Consider the following 24,887-nt stretch of genomic DNA (forward strand, 5'->3'; position numbering starts at 1 on the left):
CCCGAGCTCTTCGAAGTCTCCGAACCCCTCGAAGCCCCTCAACCTTCCCGACCCCCTGAACCCCCTTAACCCCCCGAACCCCCCGAGCCCCCCAGACCTCCGCTCCCCGCGACAGCCGGGCTACCGGGATCTGTTCCGTACCCCCGAATTCACCCCGCTCTTCCTCAGCGGCGCCGCCCAGATCGCCGCCCAGACCGTGTCGGGCCTGGGCCTCGCCACGCTCGTCTACCGGGCGACGGGCTCCCCGCTGCTCTCCGCGCTCGCCATGTTCGGTCCCGCGCTCGCCCAGCTGGTCGGCGCGACCATGCTGCTGTCGGCCGCCGACCGGCTGCCGCCCCGCGCGGCCCTCACCGGTGTCTCGCTCGCCTTCGCGGCCGGCACCGCGGCCCAGACGGTCCCCGGGCTGCCCGTCGGGGCGGTCTTCGCGATCCTCTTCCTCCAGGGGCTCGTCGGCTCCCTGGGCGGGGGTGTGCGCTACGGGCTGCTGCGCGAGGTGCTGGCGCCGGACGCCTTCCTGCTGGGGCGGTCCGTCTTCAACATGTCGACCGGTGTCTGTCAGATCGCCGGGTTCGCCACGGGCGGCCTGCTGCTGGCGCTGCTCGCGCCGCGCGGCACCCTGGCGACCGGGGCGGTCCTCTATCTCGTGGCGGCGCTGGTCGCCGGGCGGGGCCTGTCCCGGCGGGCGCCGCGTGCGAGCGGGCGGGTCTCGGTCGCGGAGACCTGGCGGACGAACGCCCGGCTCTGGGCCTCGGGGCCCCGGCGGCGCGTCTACCTGGCCCTCTGGGTGCCCAACGGCCTGATCGTCGGCTGCGAGTCGCTCTTCGTGCCGTACGCCCCCGAGCGCGCGGGCCTGCTGTTCGCCTGTGCCGGGCTCGGGATGCTGGCCGGGGACGTCGCGGTGGGCCGGTTCCTGCCGGCGGGGCTCCGGGGCCGGGCGGCGGCACCGCTCCAGGCGCTGCTGGCCGTCCCGTACCTGTTGTTCGCGCTCGACCCGGCGCCGCCGTACGCGATCGCCGCGATCACGCTGTCGGCCGTCGGCTACGGGGCGAGCCTGCTCTACCAGGAGCGGCTCATGGAGCTGGTCCCCGAGGAGCTGAGCGGCCACGCGCTGGGGCTGCACACCTCCGGGATGCTGGCCTTCCAGGGGCTGAGCGCGGCGCTCGCCGGCGGCCTCGCCCAACTCACCTCGCCCGCCACGGCGATGAGCCTGCTGGCGGTGGCCTCGCTGGCGGTCACCCTGGCCCTCCTGTTCGCCGGGCGGCCCGCGGCCGCGGCCCGGGAACGGAAAAGGGCCGAGGCCTGACCCCTGTGCGTGGGTCAGGCCTCGGCCTTGGTGCGCGCGGTGCGGGACCGTAAACCGCACAGCGCACGTGATGCCCGCCCGACGGTGCGAGGCTGGCGCGACAGGACGTTCGCGCCGCCGGGCGGAGTCCGTGAGCCTCCCCGAGTGCCGAAGCGTTGTGGGGGAGGGGGGCGTTGGGACCGCGGCGGCACCGACGGGCGCACCGGCGGTTCCCCTTCCTTCAGGTCAGGAAGGGGGCCGGGCGTCCTTACCACCGCACTGGCTCGGAGCCGCCGCGGTCCTCACGCTGTCCGGTTCACCGACCACCCCTCATCCGGGCCGGTGTCCCGGACCGCGTACAGTGCTGACCTCCCGTCAGGCACCGTACGCTGTCTGGGTGTTCGGAGGATCAGTCCTCGCGCAGGGCGCGGACGGCCTCCTCGACGCGCTTGCCGTAGTCGGCGTCGGCGGCGGCGAAGTGGGCGAGGTTCTTCTCGATGATGTCCTCGCGGGAGACCTGGGAGAGGCCACCGGCGATGTTGGCGATCAGGCGGCCCTTCTCGTCCTCGGACATCAGGCGGTAGAGCTCACCGGCCTGGAAGAAGTCGTCGTCCTTGGTGTGCTGCGGCGCCTCGTGGGTGCCGGTCCAGCCGTGGATGGCCAGCGGCGCGGACAGCGCGGCGTCGGTCTGCTTCGGACCCGAGTACGAGTTGGGCTCGTAGTTCTTGTCGTGGCGCGAACCGTTGCGGGTGGCCATGTAGCCGTCGCGGCCGTAGTTGTCCGCGGTGGTCGCCTTGGGGGCGTTCACGGGCAGCTGGGTGTGGTTGACGCCGAGGCGGTAGCGGTGGGCGTCCGCGTAGGCGAAGAGGCGGCCCTGGAGCATCTTGTCGGGCGAGGGGCCGATGCCCGGAACGAAGTTGTTCGGGGAGAACGCGGCCTGCTCGACCTCGGCGAAGACGTTGTCCGGGTTGCGGTCGAGGACCAGACGGCCCACGCGCTGCAGCGGGTAGTCGCTGTGCGGCCACACCTTGGTGAGGTCGAACGGGTTGAAGCGGTAGTCGGCGGCCTCGGCGGCCGGCATCACCTGGACGTAGAGGGTCCAGGAGGGGCTCACGCCGCGCTCGATCGACTGGAGCAGGTCGGTCTGGTGCGAGTTCGCGTCCTTGCCGACGAGCTCGGCGGCCTGCTCGCCGGAGAGGGAGCGGATGCCCTGGTTCGTCTTGAAGTGGTACTTGACGAAGAAGGCCTCGCCCGCCTCGTTGGTCCACTGGTAGGTGTGCGAGCCGTAGCCGTTCATGTGGCGGTACGAGGCGGGGATGCCGCGGTCGCCCATGAGCCAGGTCACCTGGTGGGTCGCCTCGGGGGCGTGCGCCCAGAAGTCCCAGACGTTGTCCGGCTCCTGCTTGCCCGTGAAGGGGTCGCGCTTCTGGGAGTGGATGAAGTCGGGGAACTTGATCGGGTCCTTGATGAAGAACACCGGGGTGTTGTTGCCGACGAGGTCGTAGTTGCCCTCCTCGGTGTAGAACTTCAGCGCGAAGCCGCGCGGGTCACGGACCGCGTCCGCGCCGCCGAGCGAGTCGGCCACGGTGGAGAAGCGCAGGAAGGTCTCGGTCTTCTTGCCGACCTGGGACAGGAAGCCCGCCTTGGTGAAGGCGGTGACGTCGTCGGTCACCTCGAAGTAGCCGTACGCGCCGGAGCCGCGGGCGTGCACCACGCGCTCCGGGATGCGCTCACGGTTGAAGCGCGCGAGCTTCTCCAGCAGGTGCTGGTCCTGGAGCAGGATGGGGCCACCGACGCCGGCGGTGGCGGAGTTCTGGTTGTCGGCGACAGGGGCGCCGGACTCGGTCGTAAGCACGCGCTTCGACATCGTGACCTTCCGTACGGGAGCTGCACTGCTGGGAGTGCTCAGGAGCGTATGTACGCCCGCCGAGCAGCGTCAACAGTTTGTTGAAAATGAAGTGTGGTGTTCCGGACGGCGGCGACGCCTGGGCGCGACAGGACAGGTGTCAGCGCCGCCGCCGCCCGGAATTCAGGGCCCCGTCGGGACGGGGGGCGGGGTCAGACCTGCTGGCCGGAGAGGCGCTCGACGGCGCGCAGCAGGGCCGAGTGGTCCAGGCCGCCGTCGCCCTGGGCGCGCAGCGAGGCGACCAGCTGGGCGACCACGGCGCCGACCGGGAGGGCCGCACCGACGTTGCGGGCGGCGTCGGTGACGATCCCCATGTCCTTGTGGTGCAGGTCGATCCGGAAGCCGGGCTTGAAGTCCCGGTTCAGGAAGTTGTCCTTCTTACGGGTCAGGACCGTGGAGCCGGCCAGACCGCCGTTGAGGACGTCCAGGGCGGCCTGGAGGTTCACGCCGGACTTCTCCAGGAAGACGACGGCCTCGGCGCACGCCTGGATGTTCACGGCGACGATCAGCTGGTTGGCCGCCTTCACCGTCTGGCCGGAGCCGTGCGGGCCGCACAGGACGATGACCTTGCCGAGGGCCTCCAGGATCGGGAGGGCCTCGTCGAAGTCGGCCTGCTCGCCACCCACCATGATCGACAGGACGGCCTCGATGGCGCCGGCCTCGCCGCCGGAGACGGGGGCGTCGATGACGCGGATGCCCCTCTCCTTGGCGTTCTTCGCCAGGTCGACCGAGGTCTGCGGGGTGATCGAGGACATGTCGACGATCAGCGCGCCCGGCTTGGCGTTCTCCAGGATGCCCGCGGGGCCGTAGGAGATGGCCTCGACCTGCGGGGAGGCGGGCACCATCGTGACGATCACGTCGGCGTCCTTGACGGCCTCGGCGATCGAGCCGGCGACGGTGCCGCCCGCCGCGGCGAGGCGGTCCAGCTTGTCCTGCTCCAGGGTGAAGCCGGTGACCGAGTAGCCGGCCTTGATCAGGTTCTCGGACATGGGGGAGCCCATGATGCCGAGACCGATCCACGCGATCGCAGGGCGGGCGGGCTGGGAGGAATCAGCGAGGTTGCTCATGAGGGTGCCTCTCAAAACAAGGTGGTACGGGGAGGGGGCCTGCGTCAGCGGGCGGGGCGGGCCTCGGGGGCGAGCCATTCGAAGGACGAGGCGGCGTCGGCCGCCTTGTACTCCAGGCCGATCCAGCCGTCGTAACCGGCCTTGACGAGCTCGCCGAGGAGCTGCTCCAGGGGGAGCTCGCCGGTGCCCGGGGCGCCGCGGCCCGGCTTGTCGGCGATCTGGACGTGGCCGGTCTTGTCCGCGTACTCGGCGATGACCCGGCTGACGTCCTCGCCGTTCATGGCCAGGTGGTAGATGTCGAGGAGGAACTTGGCGTTGCCGAGGCCGGTGGCCGCGTTCACCTTGTCCACGATCTCGACGCCGGCGGGGGCGCTCACCAGCGGGTAGAGCGGCGACTCCGGCTTGTTGAGGGTCTCGATCAGCAGGATCGCGCCGACCCGGTCGGCCGCGCGGGCGGCCAGCACCAGGTTCTCCAGGGCGAGCTCGTCCTGGACGGCCGGGTCCACGCCCTCGACGCGGTTGCCGTAGAGCGCGTTGAGCGCCTTGCAGCCGACCGAGGCCGCGAAGTCCGCGGCGATGTCGATGTTGGCCCGGAAGCGGTCGGACTCCTCACCGGGCACCGAGACCGCGCCGCGGTCCGGGCCCGGGAGCCGGCCGGCGTAGAAGTTCAGGCCCACCAGCTGGGTGCCGGCGTCCTCAAGAGCCTTCTTGAGGGCGTCGAGCTCGCTCTGCTCGGGGGTGGCGGTGTCGATCCAGGGCCACCACAGCTCGACCGCGGTGAAGCCCGCCGCGGCGGCGGCCGCGGGGCGCTCCAGGAGCGGGAGTTCCGTGAAGAGGATCGACAGGTTCACATCGAAGCGCTGGTCCGTGACTGCGCCGTCTGAGAAGCGGGCCATGAGGGGCGGCGCTCCTTCCGTATTGCGGAAGTAACTTTCTGTCTGACGGAATGTTGCAAGCGGACCGGTCGACTTGTCAAGAGGTCCCCGCAGGTCCGGGGCTGCCGTGGGCCACGACCGGGCCGTAGCGTGGGGGCATGGTGCGTTTGAGAGTGGAGTTCACGACCGAGCCGTTCGACCTGGAAGAGGCGCCGGCGCACGCGGTCGTGGCACGTGAGGTCATCCAGTCGGCCGAACTGGACGCGGTGGATGTCGGCCCCTTCGGCAATACGGCGGAAGGCGGTGCCGACGTGGTGCTCACCGCCGTGGACGCGCTGCTGCGCCAGTCCCTGGCGGCCGGGGCGACCCGCGTCTCGCTCCAGGTGAACGTGATCGGGGAGTCCCCGGAGGCCGGGGAGTCCGGGGAGCCCGAGGAGTCCAAGGAGTCCGAGGGGTCCAAGGAGCTCAAGGAGGGGGAGAAGTGAGCGAGCACCCCCTGGTGGCGGCCGTGAAGCCGCTGGTCGACGCGATGGGCGCCGAGCTGCTGGTGCCGGAGCAGGCCGGAGTGGACGACGTGGTGCTCGCCTGGGAGGGCGAGGACGTGCTCGCGGTGCGGCTTCCGCAGCTGTCCGAATCGCTCGATCACATTCTGGCCGCGATGGAACGTCGGCACGGGATGCCGCTCGCCGAGCTCGACCGCAAGAGCAAGCAGGAGGCCGTGCGGATCCTGGAGGCGCGAGGCGCCTTCTCCGTGCGTCACGGGGTGGAGACGGTGGCGGGGGCGCTGGGCGTCAGTCGCTTCACCGTGTACAACTACCTGAACAGGGAGACCGCCCTGAACAGGGAAAAGGCCCCCAAGAGCGGGTAGTTGATCATGAGTGGCCACAAGCCGTCGTCCAGATGTCGGGACGACGGCTTTTGTGTGGCCGAGTTTTCAACAAAGTGTTGACGTCGTGTTGCGGAGGGCGTTAGCTATCCGCAGCCCGTCCGACGCACAGCGAAAAACAGCCACGGAGGCTTCCCGTGACTTCAGGTACGACACCGGGTCTGACCCGGTTCAACACCTCGGCGGACGGCGACGCCGTCGCCGCACTCCACGAGGTGTGCTCCAGTTCGGCGTGGGGGAGCAAACTGCTCGCCCAGCGCCCGTACGCCACCGCGGAAGCCCTCTTCCTCGCCAGTGACGCCGCCATGGCGGAACTGACCGCGGAGGACCTGGCCGACGCGATGGCGGGCCACCCGCCGATCGGTCGTCCGAAGGCAGGGGACCCGACCTCCTCCCGCGAGCAGAGCGGGATGGCCGGCGCCTCCGCGGAGCTCAAGGCCGAGATGCTCGAACTCAACCTGGCCTACCAGGACAAGTTCGGGCATGTCTTCCTCATCTGCGCCACCGGCAGGACCGGCGAGCAGATGCGTGACGCGGTCCGCGACCGGATCGAGAACTCGCCCGAACAGGAGCGGGAGATCGTCCGCACCGAACTGGGCAAGATCAACCGCATCCGTCTGACCCGTCTCGTCGAGACCGAGGAAGAGAACTGATGAGCACCGACACCGCGGCTCTGCCGAGCAGTTCCGTGTCCACCCACATCCTGGACACCAGCGTCGGCCGTCCGGCCGAGGGCGTGACCATCACGCTCGCGGCCCGCGCCGGCTCCGACGCCGAGTGGACCGCCCTGGGCGGCTCCGCCACCGACGCGGACGGGCGATGCAAGGACCTCCCGGCCCTGCCGGAGGGCACGACCCACGTACGGCTCGACTTCCAGACCGAGGCGTACTTCCTGAGCAAGCAGGACAAGCAAGCCGAGGCGCAGCAGGACGCCCCCGCGAATCGGGACAGCGGTACGACCGGAGCGTTCTTCCCGGAGGTGGCGATCACGTTCGCCGTCGTCCCGGGCGAGCACTACCACGTGCCGCTGCTGCTCAACCCGTTCGGCTACTCCGTTTACCGAGGGAGCTAGCAGACATGCCCACGATTCTCGGCCAGAACCAGTACGGCAAAGCAGAGAACCGCGTCGTCAAGATCACGCGGGACGGCGCGACCCACCACATCAAGGACCTGAACGTCTCCGTCGCCCTCTCGGGTGACCTCGACGACGTCCACCTCACCGGCTCGAACGCCCACTGCCTCCCCACCGACACGACGAAGAACACCGTCTTCGCGTTCGCCAAGGAGTACGGCATCGAGTCCGCCGAGCAGTTCGGCATCCACCTGGCGCGTCACTTCGTGACCAGCCAGGAGCCGATCCACCGCGCCCGCATCCAGATCGAGGAGTACTCCTGGGAGCGGATCGCCAGCTCGGACGCCAACTCCAAGTTCATCGGCTCGGACGAGGTCAACCACTCCTTCGTCCGCAAGGGCCAGGAGACCCGCGTCACCCAGATCACCTATGACGGCACGAACTGGGAGGTCATCTCCGGCCTCAAGGACCTCGTCGTCATGAACTCCACCAACTCGGAGTTCTGGGGCTACATCAAGGACAAGTACACGACCCTCCAGGAGGCGTACGACCGCATCCTGGCCACGCAGGTGTCCGGCCGCTGGCGGTTCAACTGGACCGACGACGAGCAGCGGATGCCCAACTGGGAGCGGTCCTACGAGCAGACCCGGAAGCACATGCTCGAGGCCTTCTCGGAGACGTACTCGTACTCCCTGCAGCAGACGCTGTACCAGATGGCCACGCGGATCATCAACCACCGTTCGGAGATCGACGAGGTCCGTTTCTCGCTCCCGAACAAGCACCACTTCCTGGTCGACCTCGAGCCCTTCGGCCTGAAGAACGACAACGAGGTCTACTACGCGGCCGACCGCATGTACGGCCTCATCGAGGCCACGGTCCTGCGCGACGGCGCCACGGCGCAGATCCCGGTCGACATGACCAACCTCTAAGCGGCCCTGAGTGCGCGCTTCCGCCCGCCCCGCAGTCGGGCGGGGGCGCGCACACCGGAGGGAACTTCCATGGCACAGCCTGCAAAGGGGCCGGCAACCGCCGAAGGCCCGTGTTCCACCCCGTCCACCACCGCGGTCGCCTGCCACCCGGTGGACGAGAAACTCCCCGCCTCGCGGCTCGTCCCCGCGGCACTCCAGCACATCGCCGCCATGTACGCGGGCGTCGTCACCCCTCCGCTCATCATCGGTCAGGCGGTCGGCCTGGACACCGCCGGCATGACCCGGCTCATCGCCGCCAGCCTGCTGATCGCCGGCTGCGCGACCATCCTGCAGACCCTCGGCCTCGGCCGCTTCGCCGGCAACCGGCTCCCGTTCGTGAACGCCGCCTCGTCGGCCGGCATCACCCCGATGCTCGCCATCGCCGAGAACACCGCCCCGGGACACCAACTCCCCGCCATCTACGGCGCGGTGATGGTCGCCGGAGTCTTCTGCCTCGCCGTCGGCCCCTTCTTCGGCCGGCTCCTGCGCTTCTTCCCGCCGCTCGTCACCGGCGTCGTCATCACCCTCATCGGGGTCACCCTGATGCCCGTGCCGGTCGGCTGGGCGCAGGGCGGCGACAAGAACGCCGCCGACTTCGGCTCCATGAAGTACCTGGCCCTCGCCGGGTTCACCCTCGTCGTCGTCCTGCTCTTCCAGCGCTTCGGCAAGGGCTTCGTCAAGCAGATCGCCCTGCTCCTCGGCCTGTTCATCGGCACGCTCGCCGCGGTCCCCTTCGGCATGGCGGACTTCACCGCCCTGCGGGAGGCCCCGGTCGCCGCACTGCCCACGCCCTTCGCCTTCGGCGCCCCCGAGTTCCAGCCCGCCGCGATCATCTCCCTGTGCATCGTGATGCTGGTCCTGATGACCGAGTCCAGCGCCGGCATGCTCGCCCTCGGCGAGATCTGTGAACGGCGCAGCGACGGCCGGACCATCACCCGCGGACTGCGCACCGACGGCATCGCCACCCTGATCGGCCCCGTCTTCGGCGGCTTCCCCACCTCGGCCTTCGCCCAGAACGTCGGCGTCGTCTCGCTGACCCGGGTGCGCAGCCGGTACGTCGTCGCCGTGGCCGGCGGCGCCCTCCTGGTCCTCGGTGCCTTCCCGGTGCTCGGCGCGGTGGTCTCCCTGGTGCCCATGCCGGTCCTCGGCGGCGCGGGCATCGTGCTCTTCGGCTCGATCGCCGTGAGCGGCATCCGGACCCTGTCCGAGGCGGGACTCGACGACAGCTCCAACATCATCCTGGTGGCCGTCGCGCTCGGAGCGGGCATCATCCCGCTCGCCGCACCCACCTTCTACGCCGGATTCCCCGCCTGGGCGCAGACCGTGCTCGGCTCCGGCATCAGCGCGGGGGCGCTCGTCGCCGTCCTGCTGAATCTCTTCTTCCACCATCTCGGCACCCGGAGCCGTCACACGGCCCCGGCACTCAAATCCTCCTAGGGTCCTGCCGTGCCCGACCATCCCCCCAGGAATGAAGGAAGCACCGTCATGGCAGCACCTTCGGCAGCCCAGCGCATCGTCATCGAGAACGCGGCGATCGCGACCGTCGACGCGAACGACACCGAGTACGCCACCGGCCACCTCGTCGTCGCCGACAACAAGATCGAGTCCATCGGTGCCGGGAAGGCCCCCGAGGGCCTGGAGAACGTGGTCCGGCGGATCGACGCCACCGGCCATCTGATCACGCCGGGTCTCGTCAACACCCACCACCACTTCTACCAGTGGATCACCCGGGGTCTCGCGACCGACCACAACCTCTTCAACTGGCTGGTCGCGCTCTACCCGACCTGGGCCCGCATCGACGAGCAGATGGTGCGCGTCGCCGCCCAGGGATCGCTGGCGATGATGGCCCGCGGCGGTGTCACCACCGCCATGGACCACCACTACGTCTACCCGCAGGGCTCCGGCGACCTGTCCGGCGCGATCATCGGTGCCGCGAGCGACATGGGCGTCCGCTTCACCCTCGCCCGCGGCTCCATGGACCGCAGCCAGAAGGACGGCGGCCTGCCGCCGGACTTCGCCGTCGAGACCACCGAGGGCGCGCTCGCCGCGACCGAGGAGACCGTCAAGAAGTTCCACGACGCCTCCTTCGACTCGATGACCCAGGTCGCCGTCGCCCCCTGTTCCCCCTTCTCCATCTCCACCGAACTTCTCCGCGAGGGCGCCGCGCTCGGCCGCCGCCTGGGCGTGCGCATGCACACCCACGGCTCGGAGACCGTGGAGGAGGAGAAGTTCTGCCACGAGCTCTTCGGCATGGGCCCGACGGACTACTTCGAGTCCACCGGCTTCCTCGGCGAGGACGTGTGGATGGCGCACTGCGTCCACATGAACGACTCCGACATCGCGGCCTTCGCCCGTACCAAGACCGGTGTGGCGCACTGCCCCTCCTCCAACGCGCGCCTCGCCGCCGGCATCGCCCGCGTACCCGACATGCTCAGGGCGGGCGTGCCGGTCGGCCTCGGCGTCGACGGCACCGCCTCCAACGAGTCGGGCGAGCTCCACACCGAGCTGCGCAACGCCCTGCTGATCAACCGGCTCGGCGCCCACCGCGAGGCCGCGCTCAACGCCCGCCAGGCCCTGCGCCTCGGCACCTACGGCGGCGCCGAGGTCCTCGGCCGCGCCGACAGCATCGGCTCGCTGGAGGCCGGCAAGCTGGCCGACTTCGTGCTCTGGAAGATCGACGGCCTCGGCCACTCGTCGATCGCCGACCCGGTCACCGCCATCGTCTTCGGTGCGGCCGCCCCGGTCACCGCGTCCTTCGTCAACGGCAAGCAGATCGTGGAGAACAACCGTCTGCTGACCGCCGACGAGGACCGGATCGCGCGCGACGCGCGCACGGAGGCGCAGCGCCTGGCCCGTATCGCGGCCCAGGCCTGACCCTCCCCAAGGAGTCCGGTCGAGGGGGACGGCCCTCGACCGGTCGCCGCGGACCCGAGCGGGGTCCGCGGCAGCCCGACCGGGGGGTGACGTGCGCCCAGTCGTACGCACCCCCCGGGACGGTGAACGGTCTCCGTGCCCCACCCGGGCATTCCCCATCGGACACCCCGTCAGCGCCGCACCCCCTCCGCCGGCGCCGCATCGAGCCGCACCTCCTGCACTTCGCACCGCATCGCACCACCTCCCTGACACCCGCGTCTCCGCCGACGCGTACCCGACCGGAGGAACCGCCGTGGCCGCCAAGCCCCAGGTTCGCAATGCACAAGACGCAGGGTCCGCCCTTGAGGCCCGGGACACACACCCGGTAGACGAGGTCCTGCCCCCACTGAAGATGCTCACCAGTGGCCTCCAGCACGTGGCCGCCATGTACGCGGGAGTCGTCGCCCCGCCGCTGATCGTCGGAGCGGCCGTCGGCCTCTCGGGGACCGAACTCACCTTCCTCACCGGGGCGAGTCTCTTCACCGCCGGACTCGCCACCTTCCTGCAGACCCTCGGCGTCTGGAAGATCGGCGCCCGCCTGCCGTTCGTCAACGGCGTCACCTTCGCCGGCGTCGCCCCGATGCTCGCCATCGTCGACACCACGAAGGACAAGGCCGACGCCCTGCCGGTGATCTTCGGCGCGATCATCGTCGCCGGACTCCTCGGCTTCCTCGCCGCCCCCTTCTTCTCCCGGCTCGTGCGGTTCTTCCCGCCGGTCGTCACCGGCTCCGTGATCACCCTCATCGGAGTCTCCCTCCTCCCGGTCGCCTTCGGCTGGGCCCAAGGGCCCAACCCCAAGGCGGACGACTACGGTTCGACCACCTTCCTGTCCCTCGCGGGCATCACCCTGGTCATCGTGCTGCTGTTGCGCCGCTTCACCCGCGGCTTCCTCAAGCAGGTTGCCGTCCTCGTCGGCCTCGTCGTGGGCACGCTCCTCGCGATACCGTTCGGCGTCACCGACTTCACCCCGGTCACCGAGGCGGACATCGTCGGCTTCCCGAGCCCGTTCCACTTCGGCGCACCGCAGTTCGCCGTCGCCGCGATCATCTCCATGTGCGTGGTCATGCTCGTCTCGATGACCGAGTCGACCGCCGACATGCTGGCGCTCGGCGAGATCGTCGAGCGGCCCGCCGACGAGAAGACGATCGCGGCCGGACTGCGGGCCGACACCCTCGGCTCCGCGCTCAGCCCCTTGTTCAACGGCTTCATGTGCAGCGCCTTCGCACAGAACATCGGCCTGGTCGCCATGACCCGGATCCGCAGCCGCTTCGTGGTCGCCTGCGGCGGCGGCTTCCTGGTCCTCATGGGCCTGTCGCCGGTGGCCGCCTCGCTGATATCGGTCGTGCCGCGGCCGGTCCTCGGCGGCGCGGGCATCGTCCTCTTCGGCTCGGTCGCCGCGAGCGGCATCCAGACCCTGGCCAAGGCCGGCCTGGAGAAGGACAACAACGTGCTGATCGTCGCCGTCTCGCTGGCGGTCGGCATCATCCCGATCACCAAGCCGGAGTTCTACCACGCCTTCCCGGAGACCGCGAAGATCATCCTGGACTCCGGCATCTCCACCGGCTGTGTCGCGGCCGTCCTGCTCAACCTGGTCTTCAACCACCTCGGCAAGCGCGGTGACGAGGACACCGTGACCGCGCCCATGGAGCCGGGCGGCGAGATCTCCGACACCAGAAGCGCCAAGGCGGCGCACGTCCACTGAACCATCGCCCGCCACCCCCGCCCGCCCCGGTCCCCGCGCACGCCGCGGGGCCCGGGGCGGTGGTGCTGGTCAACCCCAACACCTCCACGGCGACCACCCGGATGATGACCACCCTCGCCCGCCGCGCCCTCACCGGCACGGGCCTGCGCGTCCGGGGCGCGACCGCCGCCCACGGCCCGGCGATGCTGACCGACCCGGCCGCCCTGCGCGCCGCCGCCCCGCACACCGTCGCCGCCGCGCGCGCCGCCCTGGCCGGGGGCGACGGAGCGGCCCTGATCGTCGGCGCGTTCGGCGACCCGGGCGTGGCCGCACTGCGGGCGGCCCTCGGGGACGCCCTGCCCGTCGTCGGCATCGGCGAGGCCGCGCTCGCCGAAGCGGCGGCCGGCGGGCGCCGCTTCGGCATCGCCACGACCACCCCACGCCTCGCGGCCGCGATCGACGCCCGGGTCGAACACCTCGGTCTGGCCGCCTCGTACACCGGCACCCGCTTCACCGCCGCCGACCCCGAGCGCCTCGCCGCCCACCCCGGGCCCCTGCTCGCCGCCCTGGAGGGCGCCGCCCTCGCCTGCGTCCGGCGCGACGGCGCCGAGGCGGTCGTCATCGGCGGCGGCCCACTGGGCGACGCGGCCGAGTCCCTGTGCACCCGACTCCCGGTGCCGGTCATCGCCCCGGTCCCCGCCGCCTGCCGCACGATCACACGGCTTCTGACCTAGCCGGCGAGCGGGCCTGGGCACGAGACGAGGCTGCGGACCAGATGGTGTCCCGAGGCGGTCATTGTGCGGGAGTGGGGCCCTGGGAGCCGCCTTTGCTCCGGCGTTCCTGCCGATTGCGGGGAATGTTGGCTCTGCCCGTACCGCCGAAGGACCATCCCTTGGCGGGTAGGCGGCCCAGGTCGGCGAGCGTCTGTACGGCTTCGAGGGTCTCATAGTGATTGGGTCCGAGGACACGGCGTCGTGCCGCGAGAACCTTCCGCATCTCGGCGCGGGCCAATGCCGGGAAGCCGAGTCTCGCCCAGCAGACAGCCCAGTTGTAGTGGGTTCTCAGTGTCGACGGGTGCTCGGCGCTGAGACTCCGCTGTTCTTCCGCAAGGATCTGTCTCCACTCGCGATGGGCCTCCCTGTGGCGCCCCCGCTGAGCCAAGATGTGGACCCTTTCATGACGTGTTGACAGCACATCGGCTGTGCGGCCGAGAAGTCCCCCCGAACGGTATCCCTCTTCCACCTGGTCGAGAATGGCTTCGGCCCGGTCGAGTTCCTTCAGCTGCACGAGGAGCTGCCCTACTTGATGCTTGGTCTGCAGGGTGTTCCGGTGATCATCACCCAGGACGTCCTGCTCGATGAGCTGGATGTCCATGAACTCGAACAGTGCCCGTACGAGGTTTCCTTCGATACCTCGAATGGATGCGATGTCGTAGCGAGTGACCAGAATGGACGGGTGCCACGGAGGAAGGGACTTCTTCTGCAGGAGTAGCACCCTCTCCAGCAGCCGGCGGGCCCGGTCGAGATGACCTCGATGCCACCAGATGACTCCCAGCTCGTGCTGGAGCACGGCGCGAGTGAAGGGCGCCACGTTAAGCCCGTCCATGAGTCCGACAGCCTTGCGGGAGTAGACCTCCGCTTCTTCGAGTCGTCCAGATTCTCTGAGGGTGGTCGCCAGATGGTGATGTGCCTGCATAGAGAGGTAGGGAAACTGCGGCAGGTCTTCCAACTCCTGGCACAGCTCGCGGGCCAGGAGTTCGCCAGAGCTGAGGTTTCCGAGTTCCGTGTGGATGGCGATGGCCAGTTCGCGTGCCATCAGGGTGTGGAAATTCTGCTTCCCGAAGGTCCTTTCGGCGAGATGGCATGCCGATGAGACGAGGGCGTTCGCCTCCTCCAGCCGGGACATGTGCCATGCCCATTCCGCACATTCGTACACGATCTGGAAGCGGCATCCGTCGCTGGGGCTGATACTGCTGAGCCGGTCATGGAGTGCTCGGGAAGTCCTGTGCCCGGATTCGTACTGCCCCGACAGTCTGAGATACCTGCTCAGGTACATCTGTGTTTCGACGATCGTTTCGAACAACTCGGGTAAGTCAGCCGGGAGACGCGCGGCTGTCGCCGCCAGGTGCGGAACCAGGAGCTGCCAGAGGCCGGCGGAGGACGGGGCTCCCCATCCGCCTCGCATCGCCCCGATACAACGAGCGGCGGCGGCCCATGCGCTGGCGCGTCCCGGTGAGCCCATCAGCTTCGCGGCGTTGACCTCGGAGACCAACGGATGCACGACGACGCATCTATGGGTACGAACGTCACCTGTCCAGTGGTAGAAGGTGCTTCCCTCCACTGGTTGGATCACCGGACTCTCGTCGACGATGTCGATCAACCCGACGGCGTGGAGAGCACTCAGTGCGCGCTCCACGGCGAGAGGGTCCCAGGGCCCTTCGTCGGATCCGTGCGTGCGGAGGAGGACTTTGGGCGAGAGGAGCTCCACGGGTACCGACTGCGCTGCCCAGCACGACAGCACGCGCATGATCGACCTGACGTGAGGTACGCCTTGCCACTCCAAGGCGTCCAGCGACACCTCCCAGGTCTGCATCACGAGATCTCGGGCGTCTCCGTCGGAACGAGGACGGACCGACGCGTCGACGGCTCGGTCGACCACGTTCGCAAAGTCCTTGTCCAGGGCGGCGTGGAATGTCGCGAAGTCACGGAGGGGGGAAAGCGGCTGAGAGATGCATCGGCCAGCGAGTCGCAAGGCGAGCGGAATGCCGCCGAGGCGCCGGGAGAGCAGGTCGGCCGCTTGCCACTGAGCCTCCGAGCCGCCGGCCAGATCGAGCAGCAATTCGGTACCGGATGCCGGATCCAGAGGTTCGAGTTTGATCATGGATGCCTCTGCTGGCCACAGATCGGGGCTGCCGAGTCGGGTGGTGACCAAGACCGCTCCGGTCATGGATCCCCTCAGCCAGGCCGGCTCCAACGTGCGCTCGATCTCAGCAGGGGCGTCCGCACCGTCGATGACCAACAACCAGGGCCGGCTGCTCGCATCGAGGGCCTCCCACACCAGGTCCACCGGGGCCAGAACACCGGCGGCCACCTGTCGCGCGTGGTTTTCGGAACCGACCAGTTTCGCGGCGATCTGGCGCAAGGCAGCCGGAATGCCCTCGGCGTCGGAGGCTCGGACCCAGAACACCTGGATGCCGTTGTCCTGAACGATGGAGGCGAGTGACAGGGCAACGGCGGACTTTCCGACCCCACCCATGCCGTGCAGGACGGTGACGCTGCCCCTCAAGGGTTCGATGCCGTCCGCACCGAGTGCGCGAAGCACCGCGTCACGGCCGTGCAAGTGGCGTGGGTGCAGACCCTTCGGAGGAGTGACGGAGACTCTGGCGAATTCCGATGGATCGTGGGCGCCTGGGTAGACGTTCACGACGTCGCCCTCGATGTTCACCTGGTCGCGTCCGGCCTGGACGACGCGACCCTCCCCGGAGACCCGTGCCTTCTGCCTGATGTGCTGGACCATGTCACTGTCGCGAAACAGCAACGTGTGCTCCGTTCTCTGGATGGATTGCCGCTGGACGTGTCAGGAAGGACTGAAGACAGCTGCACGGCGTGCCGTGCAGCTGTCAGTGCTCGATGATGTGTTGATCGCGGCCGGCCTGGAAAACCCGCGCGTGTCCTCGTGCTCTGCCTGCCATCCGTATGGATCCGGCCCGGACGTCAACTTGGGAAGTGGCCTCTGTGGTCTTGCGGGTCAAAGCAAGGTGCAGCGCGCCGACCGCTCTCGGGTCGGTGGAGAACAACCAAGTGAGGCGTTCCTGCCACCACGCACCCAGCTCTCCCTCACGCCGCACGATGCCTCGGGCCCTGGCGTCCATCAGAGCAGCGCGAGAGTCCTCCAGTTGTTCGAGGAGTATGTCGGCCTCCGCCGGGCGAATCCGGCGCCACTGCTCAAGGACCGCCTGCAGGGCGCGCGGGTGAGCGTCGGTCGTCATCACGGCGACGAGCCTGGCCCCAGCGGTGAGTGAGAAGGCTGTTAATTCGTCCTCCACGAAGGCTCCTTGACGTTCGTGACGTGCTGGTGTGCACAGTGTGCACGGCGGAACCGACGGCGGTGGTCCTTTCGATTCGATCGCTGAAGGGCGCGGCGGATGTCGTGTGCGGATCGGCCGTACGCGCTTCCGCCCTCACCGCTCCAGCTCCATCCGTCGCCCGCACTCGTGCGCCAGTGCCGGATACGCCGCCGCGATCGCCTCGTACAGGCGGCGGCGCAGCAGGCGCTCCGCCTCGGCGCGGCCGGTGTCGCCGTACAGGCCGTCGAGGAGGGTCTCGTACCGGGCGAGTGCCTGGCGCAGGTAGCCGACCTGCCAGCGCACCATCGCGCCCGCGGTGATGCCGCCCGGTCCGCGTGCCCCGAGCAGGTGGCGGTGGCGCACCGCGCGGCGCTCCAGTTCGGCGGCGAGCAGCCGGGGGACCTCGATGGGCTCGGCCCGGATCGCGGCCAGCACCGCCCTGCGCCGCCGCTCGGCCCCCGCCCCGGCCGCCGCCGACCCCCGCCCGGCGACGGCGGCGGCGTGGAGGAACTCCGGGGTGCGCTCGACGGCCTCGATCCGGGCGAGCAGGAAGAGCCGCACCGGTGTGAGCGACCAGCGCCTCGGGTCCCGCCCCTGCACATCGGCCTGGCCCAGCAGCTCGGCGATCATCGCGTCGCTCCAGCCGCGCAGGCGCAGCCCGGTCACGGTCAGATAGGTCGTACGGTCCGTCACGAATCCCCCTGAAATCGACTACGGAGAGTGATGGATCCAGTGAAGCGCACCCCGCTGACAGCGCCCCTCCCCGCCCGCCCCTTGTCGAGCCGCCCACCCCTGTGTCATACAGGTCCAGACCTTTCCCGGATCGCCCGGCCGGACGGAGGCGTCCCGTGCAACGCCCGCTCGCCACAAGCCTGTTGACCGTCGCCTGCCTCGCCGTCGCCGCCTGCTCGGCGGCGCCCGCGAAGGACACCGGCGCCCCCACCGCGCCCACCGGTGTCACCGCCGCCGCGGGCAGCGCCAGCACCGTGCACGTCATGTGGAGCGCCGCCACCGACGACCGCGGCGTCACCGGCTACGCCGTCTACCGCCAGGGCCGCAAGGTCAAGGACCTCCCCGCCGACACCCTCATGACCGACGTCACCGGCCTCGCCCCCGCCACCCCGCAGACCTTCACCGTCCGCGCCCGCGATGCCGCGGGGAACCTCTCCCCGGACAGCGCCGCCGTCTCCGCCACGACCCTCGCCGCCACCGCCGAGGACCGCACGCCCCCCACCCGCCCCACCGCCCTGCGCGTCGCCCCCGCCGGACCCGACGGCGCCACCCTGACCTGGCGTCCCGCCCGCGACGACACCCGGGTCACCGCCTACGACGTCTACCAGGGCGACGCCCGCGTCCACACCGTCCCCGGCACCGGGACCACCGCCCGGCTCACCGGTCTGCGCCCCGGCACCGCCTACGCGTTCACCGTCCGGGCCCGCGACGCCGCCGAGAACTCCTCCCCGGACAGCGCCCCCGCCGACCTCACCACCGCCCCCGCCGCCGGCGCCCCGCCCAACACCGCGCCCACCGCCGTCACCGCGAAGGCCACGAAGGGCGCCGTCACCCTCACCTGGACCCCGCCCCGTACCGGCGACCCCGTCAAGGAGCACCAGCTCTACCTGAACGGCCGATTCGCCACCACGATCGTCTGGGGCGCCCAGCCCCCGCCCGGCCCCGTCACGTACACCCTCACCGTCCCCACCACCCCCGGCACCCGCTACACCGTCACGCTCCGCGCCCGGCTCCCCGACGGCACCTGGGGCGACTTCTCCGCGCCCCGCACGGTGGTGACCCCCTGAAGGGTGACCCCTTGAAGGCACGCACGCACACCGCGTCGGAACTACGCTGGGAAGCGTGGCCGAGATCGTTCTCACCAACACCGGGCTCGCCGCGTTCCTGGAGGCGAGCCCCGAGTTCCGGGGCCCTGGAGCGCGCAGGGCCGCCGACGCCGTGCTGGGTCTGCTCGCGCTGCGCGGGGCGGACCGGGCCACGGGGCTGCCCGAGCCGACGCCCGCCCTGGTGCGGCGGCTGCTCGTGGAGGACCTGCCCGCGTTCGTGTGCGCGGCACCCGAGGAGCTGGCCGCCTACCCGGCCGTGCTCCGGGCGCTCGCCCGCCGCTTCGACGGCGACGGCCGGGCGGGGGTCGAGGGGGTGATCGGGGAGGCCGCCGACGACTTCGAGCGGGCCATGGGCGACCCCGGCAACCTCACCTGGCCGCGCTGGTACGCCCAGCTCCTGCGGGCCGACGGCACCGATCCCGACGACCCCGCGGCCGTACGGGCCTGGCTCGCCCGGCTCGACGGGCCGCCGGTCCCCGCCGGGGTGCGGCGGGCCGACCTCATGGGGCGCACCGCCGTCGCCGACGTCCTGCTCGCCGAGGCGCTCACCCGGGCCTATGTCCGCGACGCCGGGCAACCGCCGTCCGCCGGACCGGTGCTGACCGACCACGACGTGGCCCAGGGGATCGGCACGGTCGCCGCCGCGCTGCTCGACCGGTGGACCGCGGCCGGCCTCGCCGAAGGTCTCACGGGCGCCTACGCCCACCTCGCGCCCGGACCCGACGCCTTCCCGCACCTCGTCCTCGCCGACGCGCTGCTCGACGAACACCTCGACTACTACGGCGACCCCGCCGAGCCGCTGCCCCCGCCGGAGGAGGAGGGCGACCCGCCGGACCCCGAGGGCGACGCCGACCTGCTCGCCGCCGCCGTGGACGCCCTCGCGGACGAGGGCACGTACGGCGGCGAGGCCGCCCACCTGCTCTACACGCTGTACCAGCGCGGCTGCTCCGCCGAGTCCGTCGCCCGCCGCGCCGCCGAGTTCGAGGACTGGCCGGTCGACCCGGCCCTGGAGGACGCCCCCGTCCGCGTACCGCCGCCGGCCTCACCCGCGTACACGACGCCGACCGCCGGTGAGCTCGCCCGCCTGCTCGGCACCCCCGGCATCAACGACACCGACCGGGCGCGGCTCGACGGGCCCGCCCACGAGCTGGCCGCCGTCGTCGACCGGCTGGCCTCGACCGGGCTCGTCTTCCGCCGAGGCGACGCCTTCGGTCTCACCCCGGACGGCGCCGCCACCGTCCGCTATCTGCTCGCCGTCCGCGGGGTCGCCGTGCCCGACGCCGCCGACGCCGCCGCCTGGGACGCGCCCACGCTGGTGGGCGCCGCCGCGGGCTGGCCTCCGGCCGCCGCCGAGCGGGTGCTCAGGGAGTGGCTGCGGGCCCTGGAGGCGGCCCCCGGCGACGTCGACGAGCAGGCCTGGACGGAGCTGCTCGGCGCCGTCGGCCGGGTGCACGCGGGCACGTCCGACGCGGCGTCCGCCCGGGCGCTGCTCGGCGTCCTCGACCTGTCCGCCGCGCCGGCCGGCGCCCTGCGCCGCACCCTCACCGACCCGGTGGCCGGGGCCCGCGCGGAGGCGGCCCTGCGGGCCCGGGGCGAGGACGTCGATCCGAAGGCGGTGCCGGCCTCCGCCCGGGCCCTGGCCGTCCTCGACGGGTTGCCCGGCAAGAAGGGGCCGCTGGAGTCCCGCCGTACCGCCTTCGACACGGCGGCCGGGCGCTGGCCCGGCGGTTCGGCCGCGCTGGTGGCCGCGATGGCCGCGGCCGACCCGCACGAGACGGTACGGGTCCTCGGACCCCTGGGCATCGTCCCGCTGTGACCCGGCCGGGGTGCCGGCGTGCCGTTCCGCCGTGACCCGGCCGGGGTGCCTCCCGCCGTCACCTGGTGGTCGAGCTGTCACCCCGCCGTGAGGTACATCCCCGAGGCGCCCGTGCCCGCCGTGTTGCGGCAGCTGTAGTCACCGGTGGTGCGGCCGTTGATCAGGGCGAGGCAGCGGCCCAGCGCCAACTGCCCGTAGTAGTTGGGGTGCATGTCCTCCTGGAGCGGTCCCTGGGTCTCGTTCTGGTCGATCCAGCGCGCCCACTCGCTCGTCGTCGCCGAGGCCGGGGCGGTGGAGCCGACCAGCTTGCTTGTCTTCGCGCACACCTCGCGGCCCTGGAGCATGTCGCGCAGATCCATGAACTGCGCGCCCTTGGCCCGCGCCACCGCCTTCAGGCGGTTCGCGATCTGCGGGACGAGGGAGTCGCGGGCCCAGTCGGAGTCGGCGTTCCAGAAGGGGCAGCCGCCGGTGTTCGTCCGGCTCCAGCCGCTCTCGCCGTAACGGTTCTCCGTGGAGCGGGGGATGGGGGAGGGGTACGACTGGAGGACGATCCGGTAGTCGGCGGTGGCGTAGCCGGCGCCGGTCATCACGGCCCTGATCTCGTCGATCGACTTGCCGACGGCGGCCATCGCCCCGTCGATCCTCGCGTCGACGGCGGCCTGCTGGTCGTCGTGGCAGTAGGAGTACCAGACGATGTAGTCGGTGGCGCAGGTGGTGATGACGTCGGCGAAGCCGAGGTCGTTGCCGCCGATCGACAGCGCGATCAGCTTCACGTCACGGGTGGCGGCGACCGACGCCAGCTGGTCGGCCTGCGGGGCCTCGCCCTTGTAGGCGACCCCGCCGTTGGAGGCGCGGAAGACGTTGCGGGTGGTGGCCCCGGAGCAGGCCAGATTGATCTGCTCGGTGGCGAGGCCGCCCGCGCTCCTCACCTCGGCCGAGTCCGAGCGGTGGCAGCCGTTGGTCTGCGAGGCGCCGTACACGCGGCTCGGGTCGTATCCGCTGCCGGTCCAGGCCCGGTCGGTGCCGGTGCGGGAGCCGCTCGTGGTCAGGCTGTTGCCCTGCCAGCGGCCGGCCTCGCCGGAGATGTAGCTGTCGCCCATGGAGACGACGGCGGTGGGACCGGAGCCGGGCGCGGCCAGGGCGGGGGTGGGGGCCAGCGAGGCGAGTCCGGCGGCGAGACACAGGGTGAGCAGTCCGCGCAGGGCGCGGTGGGGGGACGAAGGCATGGCTGTGCTCCTGCGGTGTGCGGTGCGCAGTGAGTGGGGGACAGCCGCCGGCCGGTGGCATGGCGGAATCTCGCACGGCACGGCTTATTACCGCTAGGTAGCCGCGCGTCTCGGTTACGTCACGTGACTTGTGAAACGCCATGGATCGAAAGGAAGGCAAACGTGCGAACGGCATACGGAAAGGGCTCCGCCCCCGGTGCCTCGGCAACGGGGGCGGAGCCTGTGCGCGCGGGGCCGCGCGCGGTGTCCGGCGCGTGAACGCCTGTGCTGTTCGGCCGCTGTGCGGTCAGCCGACCAGCTGGTCGTACGCGGGGAGGGTGAGGAAGTCCGCGTAGTCGGCGTCGAGCGAGACGTGCAGCAGGAGGTCGTGCGCCTGCTGCCACTTCCCGGCCGCGAACGCCTCGTCGCCGATCTCCGCGCGGATCGCGGCCAGCTCCTCGGCGGCGACCGCGCGGGCCAGCTCCGGGGTGGCCTGCTGACCGTTCTCGAAGACGACCTCGGCGTTGATCCACTGCCAGATCTGCGAGCGGGAGATCTCGGCGGTCGCCGCGTCCTCCATCAGGTTGAAGATCGCGACGGCGCCCAGGCCGCGCAGCCATGCCTCGATGTAGCGGATGCCGACCTGGACCGCGTTGCGCAGGCCGTCGTAGGTGGGGTGGGCGTCCAGGGAGGCGATGTCGATGAGCTCGGGGCCCTCGACGTGCACGTCCTCGCGCAGCCGGTCCTTCTGGTTCGGCTTCTCGCCGAGCACCGCGTCGAAGGAGGCCATGGCGATCGGGACCAGGTCGGGGTGGGCGACCCAGGAGCCGTCGAAGCCGTCGCCGGCCTCGCGGTCCTTGTCGGCCTTGACCTTCTCGAAGGCGACCTTGTTGACCTCGGCGTCCCGGCGGGACGGGATGAAGGCCGCCATGCCGCCGATCGCGTGCGCGCCGCGCTTGTGGCAGGTGCGGACGAGGAGTTCGGTGTACGCGCGCATGAACGGGGCCGTCATCGTGACCAGGTTGCGGTCCGGGAGGACGAACTTGGCTCCGCCGTCACGGAAGTTCTTGACGATGGAGAACAGGTAGTCCCAGCGGCCCGCGTTCAACCCGGCGGCGTGGTCGCGGAGTTCGTAGAGGATCTCCTCCATCTCGTACGCGGCCGTGATGGTCTCGATGAGGACCGTGGCGCGGACGGTGCCCTGCGGGATGCCGACGTAGTCCTGGGCGAAGACGAAGATCTCGTTCCAGAGGCGGGCCTCCAGGTGGGACTCGGTCTTCGGCAGGTAGAAGTACGGGCCCTTGCCGAGGTCGATGAGGCGCTGGGCGTTGTGGAAGAAGTAGAGGCCGAAGTCGACCAGGGCGCCGGGCACCGGGCGCCCGTCGACGGTCAGGTGACGCTCCTCCAGGTGCCAGCCGCGCGGGCGCATGACGACCGTGGCGAGCTCGTCGGCCGACTTCAGCGCGTAGGACTTGCCCGACCGCGGGTCGGTGAAGTCGATGTTCCGGGTGTACGCGTCGACCAGGTTGACCTGGCCGAGGACCACGTTCTCCCAGGTGGGCGCCGAGGCGTCCTCGAAGTCCGCGAGCCAGACCTTCGCGCCCGAGTTCAGCGCGTTGATCGTCATCTTGCGGTCGGTCGGGCCGGTGATCTCGACCCGCCGGTCGTTCAGGGCCGCCGGGGCGGGCGCGACCTTCCAGGAGTCGTCGGCGCGGACCGCCTCGGTCTCGGGAAGGAAGCCCAGCGAGGAGGTGCGGGCGATCTCGGCGCGGCGCTCGGCGCGGCGCGCGAGCAGCTCGTCGCGGCGCGGGGTGAACCGGCGGTGCAGCTCGGCCACGAAGGCGAGCGCCGCGTCGGTGAGCACCTCCTCCTGGCGCGGCAGGGGCTCGGCTTCGACGACGACCAGGGAGGACGGCGCTGGTGCGGACATGAACTGTCACTTCCTTCAGCGGGCTTCACGGGCGGTGCCAGACGGCCGCCGGGCATCGCGTACGGCACGGAGTGCCATAGGCGCCGAGGTACGGCCGCGAGCGCCGTCTCAAAGAGCAGGCGCTTCTGAACAGTGGATACTAGTTTCCTCATGGTGGAAGTTCAATGGTTTGTTGATGTCGAGATTCTTCGGGTCGACACAACGTGGCGCTCGGTGCCACCGCCTTCACTCCAGGTGCACCAGGTCCGCCTCCGTGTCGATGTCATAGGGCTCGGCCACATCCGAACAGTCCACGAGCGTGATCGCATCCCGGTGCGCCTTCAGGTAGTCGCGCGCCCCCTGGTCCCCGACCGCCCCCGCCGCGATCCCCGCCCACCGGCCGGCGCCGAACAGCACCGGATGGCCGCGCTTCCCCTCGTACGAGGCCGCCGCCAGGCTGTCCCGCGAGCGGTACGCCGCCCGCACCCGGGCCACCGCCGCCGCCCCGATCCCCGGCTGGTCCACCAGCGACACCAGTGCCGCGTCCACCGGCAGCGCCGCCGCCCGCAGGGAGGCGAGGCCCACCCGCAGCGAGGAGCCCATGCCCTCGGCCCAGTCCGGGTTGTCCACCAGCACGCAGCCCGGCAGCACCGCCCGCTCCCGCACCCCGTCGGCCGCCGCGCCGAGCACCACGTGCACCACCTCGCAGCCGCCCTCGCGCAGCACCCGCACCGCGTTCTCGACGAGCGGGCGCCCGCGGTGCGTGAGCAGGGCCTTGGGCCGGCCGCCGAGCCGCCGGCCGCCGCCGGCCGCCAGCAGCAGGCCCGCCACGAGGGGTTCCGCCGTCTCACCGGTCATCTCACCAGTCGTCTCACCAGTCGTCTCACCAGTCATGAGGACTGCATACCGCATCGCCCTTCCCGCGCCCCCGTCACACGGACGCCTGAATTACGTCCGCCCGCTGGCGCGCCGGGCGCGCGAAGGAGTTAACTGGCCCGCGACCCCGGGCGCCGGAGTGCGCCCGGCGGGTCGGCACAAGGACGTGCACGAGGGGGGAACCATGTTGCGAAGCGTGGGGCAGAGGCGAGTGACCGGCGAGGGCGTGGACCCCAGGGTGGACGGGCTGAGGACCGCCGTCTCCCGGCTCAGGCGCGAACTGGCCGCGCTGCGCACCGACTTCACCGACCGGGGCATCGCCGAGGACGAGCTCGCGGCGCTGGACGCCATGGCCGCGGGCGGCGCCCCCGAGGTCCGCCGGCTGCGCCGCTCGCTGCTGCTCGTCGCCGGCTCGGTCGGCTCCGTCAGCGCCCTCGCCGACGGCCTGACCGTCCTCCGCCGCGCCGTGGACCTCTTCGGCCCGCCGACGGGCTGACACCGCCGAGGGCGGCACCGTCCACGGACGG

The 24,887-nt window shown here is 71.0% G+C and carries 21 protein-coding genes and 1 pseudogene; 13 read left to right on the forward strand and 9 right to left on the reverse strand.

Annotated features, from left to right (window positions below; translation table 11 throughout):
* Window positions 1–130 precede the first annotated feature (130 nt).
* The gene (locus AB0Q96_RS09835) at window positions 131–1,303 is read left to right on the forward strand and encodes an MFS transporter (RefSeq protein ID WP_365324038.1); all 1,173 of its coding nucleotides are present in this window, start codon (window positions 131–133) and stop codon (window positions 1,301–1,303) included.
* 388 nt (window positions 1,304–1,691) lie between these two features.
* Here the strand turns inward: AB0Q96_RS09835 and AB0Q96_RS09840 are convergent, their stop codons facing one another.
* The 3 genes from AB0Q96_RS09840 to AB0Q96_RS09850 all read right to left on the reverse strand — a co-directional run bounded on the left by AB0Q96_RS09840 (window position 1,692) and on the right by AB0Q96_RS09850 (window position 5,151).
* On the reverse strand, window positions 1,692–3,149 hold the full coding sequence (locus tag AB0Q96_RS09840) for a catalase (protein WP_365323507.1): 1,458 nt from the start codon (window positions 3,147–3,149) through the stop codon (window positions 1,692–1,694).
* A gap of 191 nt (window positions 3,150–3,340) precedes the next feature.
* Window positions 3,341–4,255 carry a 2-hydroxy-3-oxopropionate reductase gene (locus AB0Q96_RS09845; RefSeq protein ID WP_365323509.1) on the reverse strand — a complete coding sequence of 305 codons (915 nt, stop codon included), beginning with the start codon at window positions 4,253–4,255 and terminating at the stop codon, window positions 3,341–3,343.
* A 44-nt stretch (window positions 4,256–4,299) separates the two neighbouring features.
* Complete coding sequence (locus AB0Q96_RS09850) at window positions 4,300–5,151, reverse strand: TIM barrel protein (RefSeq protein WP_365323511.1); 852 nt, start codon at window positions 5,149–5,151, stop codon at window positions 4,300–4,302.
* Between the two features lie 140 nt (window positions 5,152–5,291).
* Between AB0Q96_RS09850 and AB0Q96_RS09855 the strand changes: the two are divergent.
* The 9 genes and pseudogenes from AB0Q96_RS09855 to AB0Q96_RS09895 all read left to right on the forward strand — a co-directional run.
* A pseudogene (locus AB0Q96_RS09855) lies at window positions 5,292–5,540 on the forward strand (hypothetical protein); the annotation flags it as partial.
* 119 nt (window positions 5,541–5,659) lie between these two features.
* Entirely contained in the window at window positions 5,660–5,998 is a 339-nt protein-coding gene (locus AB0Q96_RS09860) for a helix-turn-helix domain-containing protein (RefSeq protein ID WP_365324040.1), read from the forward strand.
* A gap of 155 nt (window positions 5,999–6,153) precedes the next feature.
* Window positions 6,154–6,669 carry a 2-oxo-4-hydroxy-4-carboxy-5-ureidoimidazoline decarboxylase gene (gene uraD, locus AB0Q96_RS09865; protein ID WP_365323513.1) on the forward strand — a complete coding sequence of 172 codons (516 nt, stop codon included), beginning with the start codon at window positions 6,154–6,156 and terminating at the stop codon, window positions 6,667–6,669.
* Window positions 6,669–7,088: a hydroxyisourate hydrolase gene (gene uraH, locus AB0Q96_RS09870; RefSeq protein WP_365323515.1), complete on the forward strand. Its 420-nt coding sequence runs from the start codon at window positions 6,669–6,671 to the stop codon at window positions 7,086–7,088. The genes uraD and uraH overlap by 1 nt, the downstream gene beginning before the upstream one ends.
* A 5-nt stretch (window positions 7,089–7,093) precedes the next feature.
* A complete protein-coding gene (gene pucL, locus AB0Q96_RS09875) occupies window positions 7,094–8,017 on the forward strand; it encodes a factor-independent urate hydroxylase (RefSeq protein ID WP_365323517.1) in 924 nt (307 codons plus the stop codon).
* Window positions 8,018–8,086: 69 nt separating this feature from the next.
* Window positions 8,087–9,493 (forward strand): nucleobase:cation symporter-2 family protein, encoded by a 1,407-nt coding sequence (locus AB0Q96_RS09880; protein ID WP_365323518.1) that lies wholly within the window; start codon window positions 8,087–8,089, stop codon window positions 9,491–9,493.
* Between the two features lie 48 nt (window positions 9,494–9,541).
* Window positions 9,542–10,930, forward strand: a complete 1,389-nt coding sequence (locus tag AB0Q96_RS09885) for an 8-oxoguanine deaminase (protein WP_365323520.1) — start codon at window positions 9,542–9,544, stop codon at window positions 10,928–10,930.
* A gap of 391 nt (window positions 10,931–11,321) precedes the next feature.
* A complete protein-coding gene (locus tag AB0Q96_RS09890) occupies window positions 11,322–12,671 on the forward strand; it encodes a nucleobase:cation symporter-2 family protein (protein WP_365323522.1) in 1,350 nt (449 codons plus the stop codon).
* Between the two features lie 62 nt (window positions 12,672–12,733).
* Entirely contained in the window at window positions 12,734–13,384 is a 651-nt protein-coding gene (locus AB0Q96_RS09895; protein ID WP_365323524.1) for an aspartate/glutamate racemase family protein, read from the forward strand.
* A 58-nt stretch (window positions 13,385–13,442) separates the two neighbouring features.
* On the opposite strand, the gene AB0Q96_RS09900 is transcribed toward AB0Q96_RS09895, so the two are convergent.
* From AB0Q96_RS09900 to AB0Q96_RS09910, 3 genes are all read right to left on the reverse strand, one after another.
* Window positions 13,443–16,187, reverse strand: a complete 2,745-nt coding sequence (locus AB0Q96_RS09900; RefSeq protein ID WP_365323526.1) for a tetratricopeptide repeat protein — start codon at window positions 16,185–16,187, stop codon at window positions 13,443–13,445.
* 82 nt (window positions 16,188–16,269) lie between these two features.
* Window positions 16,270–16,695, reverse strand: a complete 426-nt coding sequence (locus tag AB0Q96_RS09905) for a hypothetical protein (RefSeq protein ID WP_365323528.1) — start codon at window positions 16,693–16,695, stop codon at window positions 16,270–16,272.
* 135 nt (window positions 16,696–16,830) lie between these two features.
* The gene (locus tag AB0Q96_RS09910) at window positions 16,831–17,409 is read right to left on the reverse strand and encodes a hypothetical protein (RefSeq protein ID WP_365323530.1); all 579 of its coding nucleotides are present in this window, start codon (window positions 17,407–17,409) and stop codon (window positions 16,831–16,833) included.
* 155 nt (window positions 17,410–17,564) lie between these two features.
* On the opposite strand from AB0Q96_RS09910, the gene AB0Q96_RS09915 reads away from it, so the two are divergent.
* Window positions 17,565–18,515 carry a fibronectin type III domain-containing protein gene (locus AB0Q96_RS09915; protein WP_365323532.1) on the forward strand — a complete coding sequence of 317 codons (951 nt, stop codon included), beginning with the start codon at window positions 17,565–17,567 and terminating at the stop codon, window positions 18,513–18,515.
* Between the two features lie 55 nt (window positions 18,516–18,570).
* A complete protein-coding gene (locus AB0Q96_RS09920; protein ID WP_365323534.1) occupies window positions 18,571–20,370 on the forward strand; it encodes a hypothetical protein in 1,800 nt (599 codons plus the stop codon).
* Window positions 20,371–20,447: 77 nt separating this feature from the next.
* On the opposite strand, the gene AB0Q96_RS09925 is transcribed toward AB0Q96_RS09920, so the two are convergent.
* The 3 genes from AB0Q96_RS09925 to AB0Q96_RS09935 all read right to left on the reverse strand — a co-directional run bounded on the left by AB0Q96_RS09925 (window position 20,448) and on the right by AB0Q96_RS09935 (window position 24,342).
* Window positions 20,448–21,596, reverse strand: a complete 1,149-nt coding sequence (locus AB0Q96_RS09925; protein ID WP_365323536.1) for a GDSL-type esterase/lipase family protein — start codon at window positions 21,594–21,596, stop codon at window positions 20,448–20,450.
* Window positions 21,597–21,882: 286 nt separating this feature from the next.
* Window positions 21,883–23,505 carry a malate synthase A gene (aceB, locus tag AB0Q96_RS09930; RefSeq protein ID WP_365323538.1) on the reverse strand — a complete coding sequence of 541 codons (1,623 nt, stop codon included), beginning with the start codon at window positions 23,503–23,505 and terminating at the stop codon, window positions 21,883–21,885.
* A 225-nt stretch (window positions 23,506–23,730) separates the two neighbouring features.
* Window positions 23,731–24,342, reverse strand: coding sequence for a nucleotidyltransferase family protein (locus AB0Q96_RS09935; RefSeq protein WP_365323540.1), 612 nt, complete (start codon window positions 24,340–24,342; stop codon window positions 23,731–23,733).
* 202 nt (window positions 24,343–24,544) lie between these two features.
* Between AB0Q96_RS09935 and AB0Q96_RS09940 the strand changes: the two genes are divergently transcribed.
* Window positions 24,545–24,856, forward strand: coding sequence for a DUF5955 family protein (locus AB0Q96_RS09940; RefSeq protein WP_365323541.1), 312 nt, complete (start codon window positions 24,545–24,547; stop codon window positions 24,854–24,856).
* Window positions 24,857–24,887: the final 31 nt, after the last annotated feature.

Origin of the sequence: Streptomyces sp. NPDC093111, from assembly GCF_040683955.1 — a bacterium.
Classification (GTDB): Bacteria; Actinomycetota; Actinomycetes; order Streptomycetales; family Streptomycetaceae; genus Streptomyces.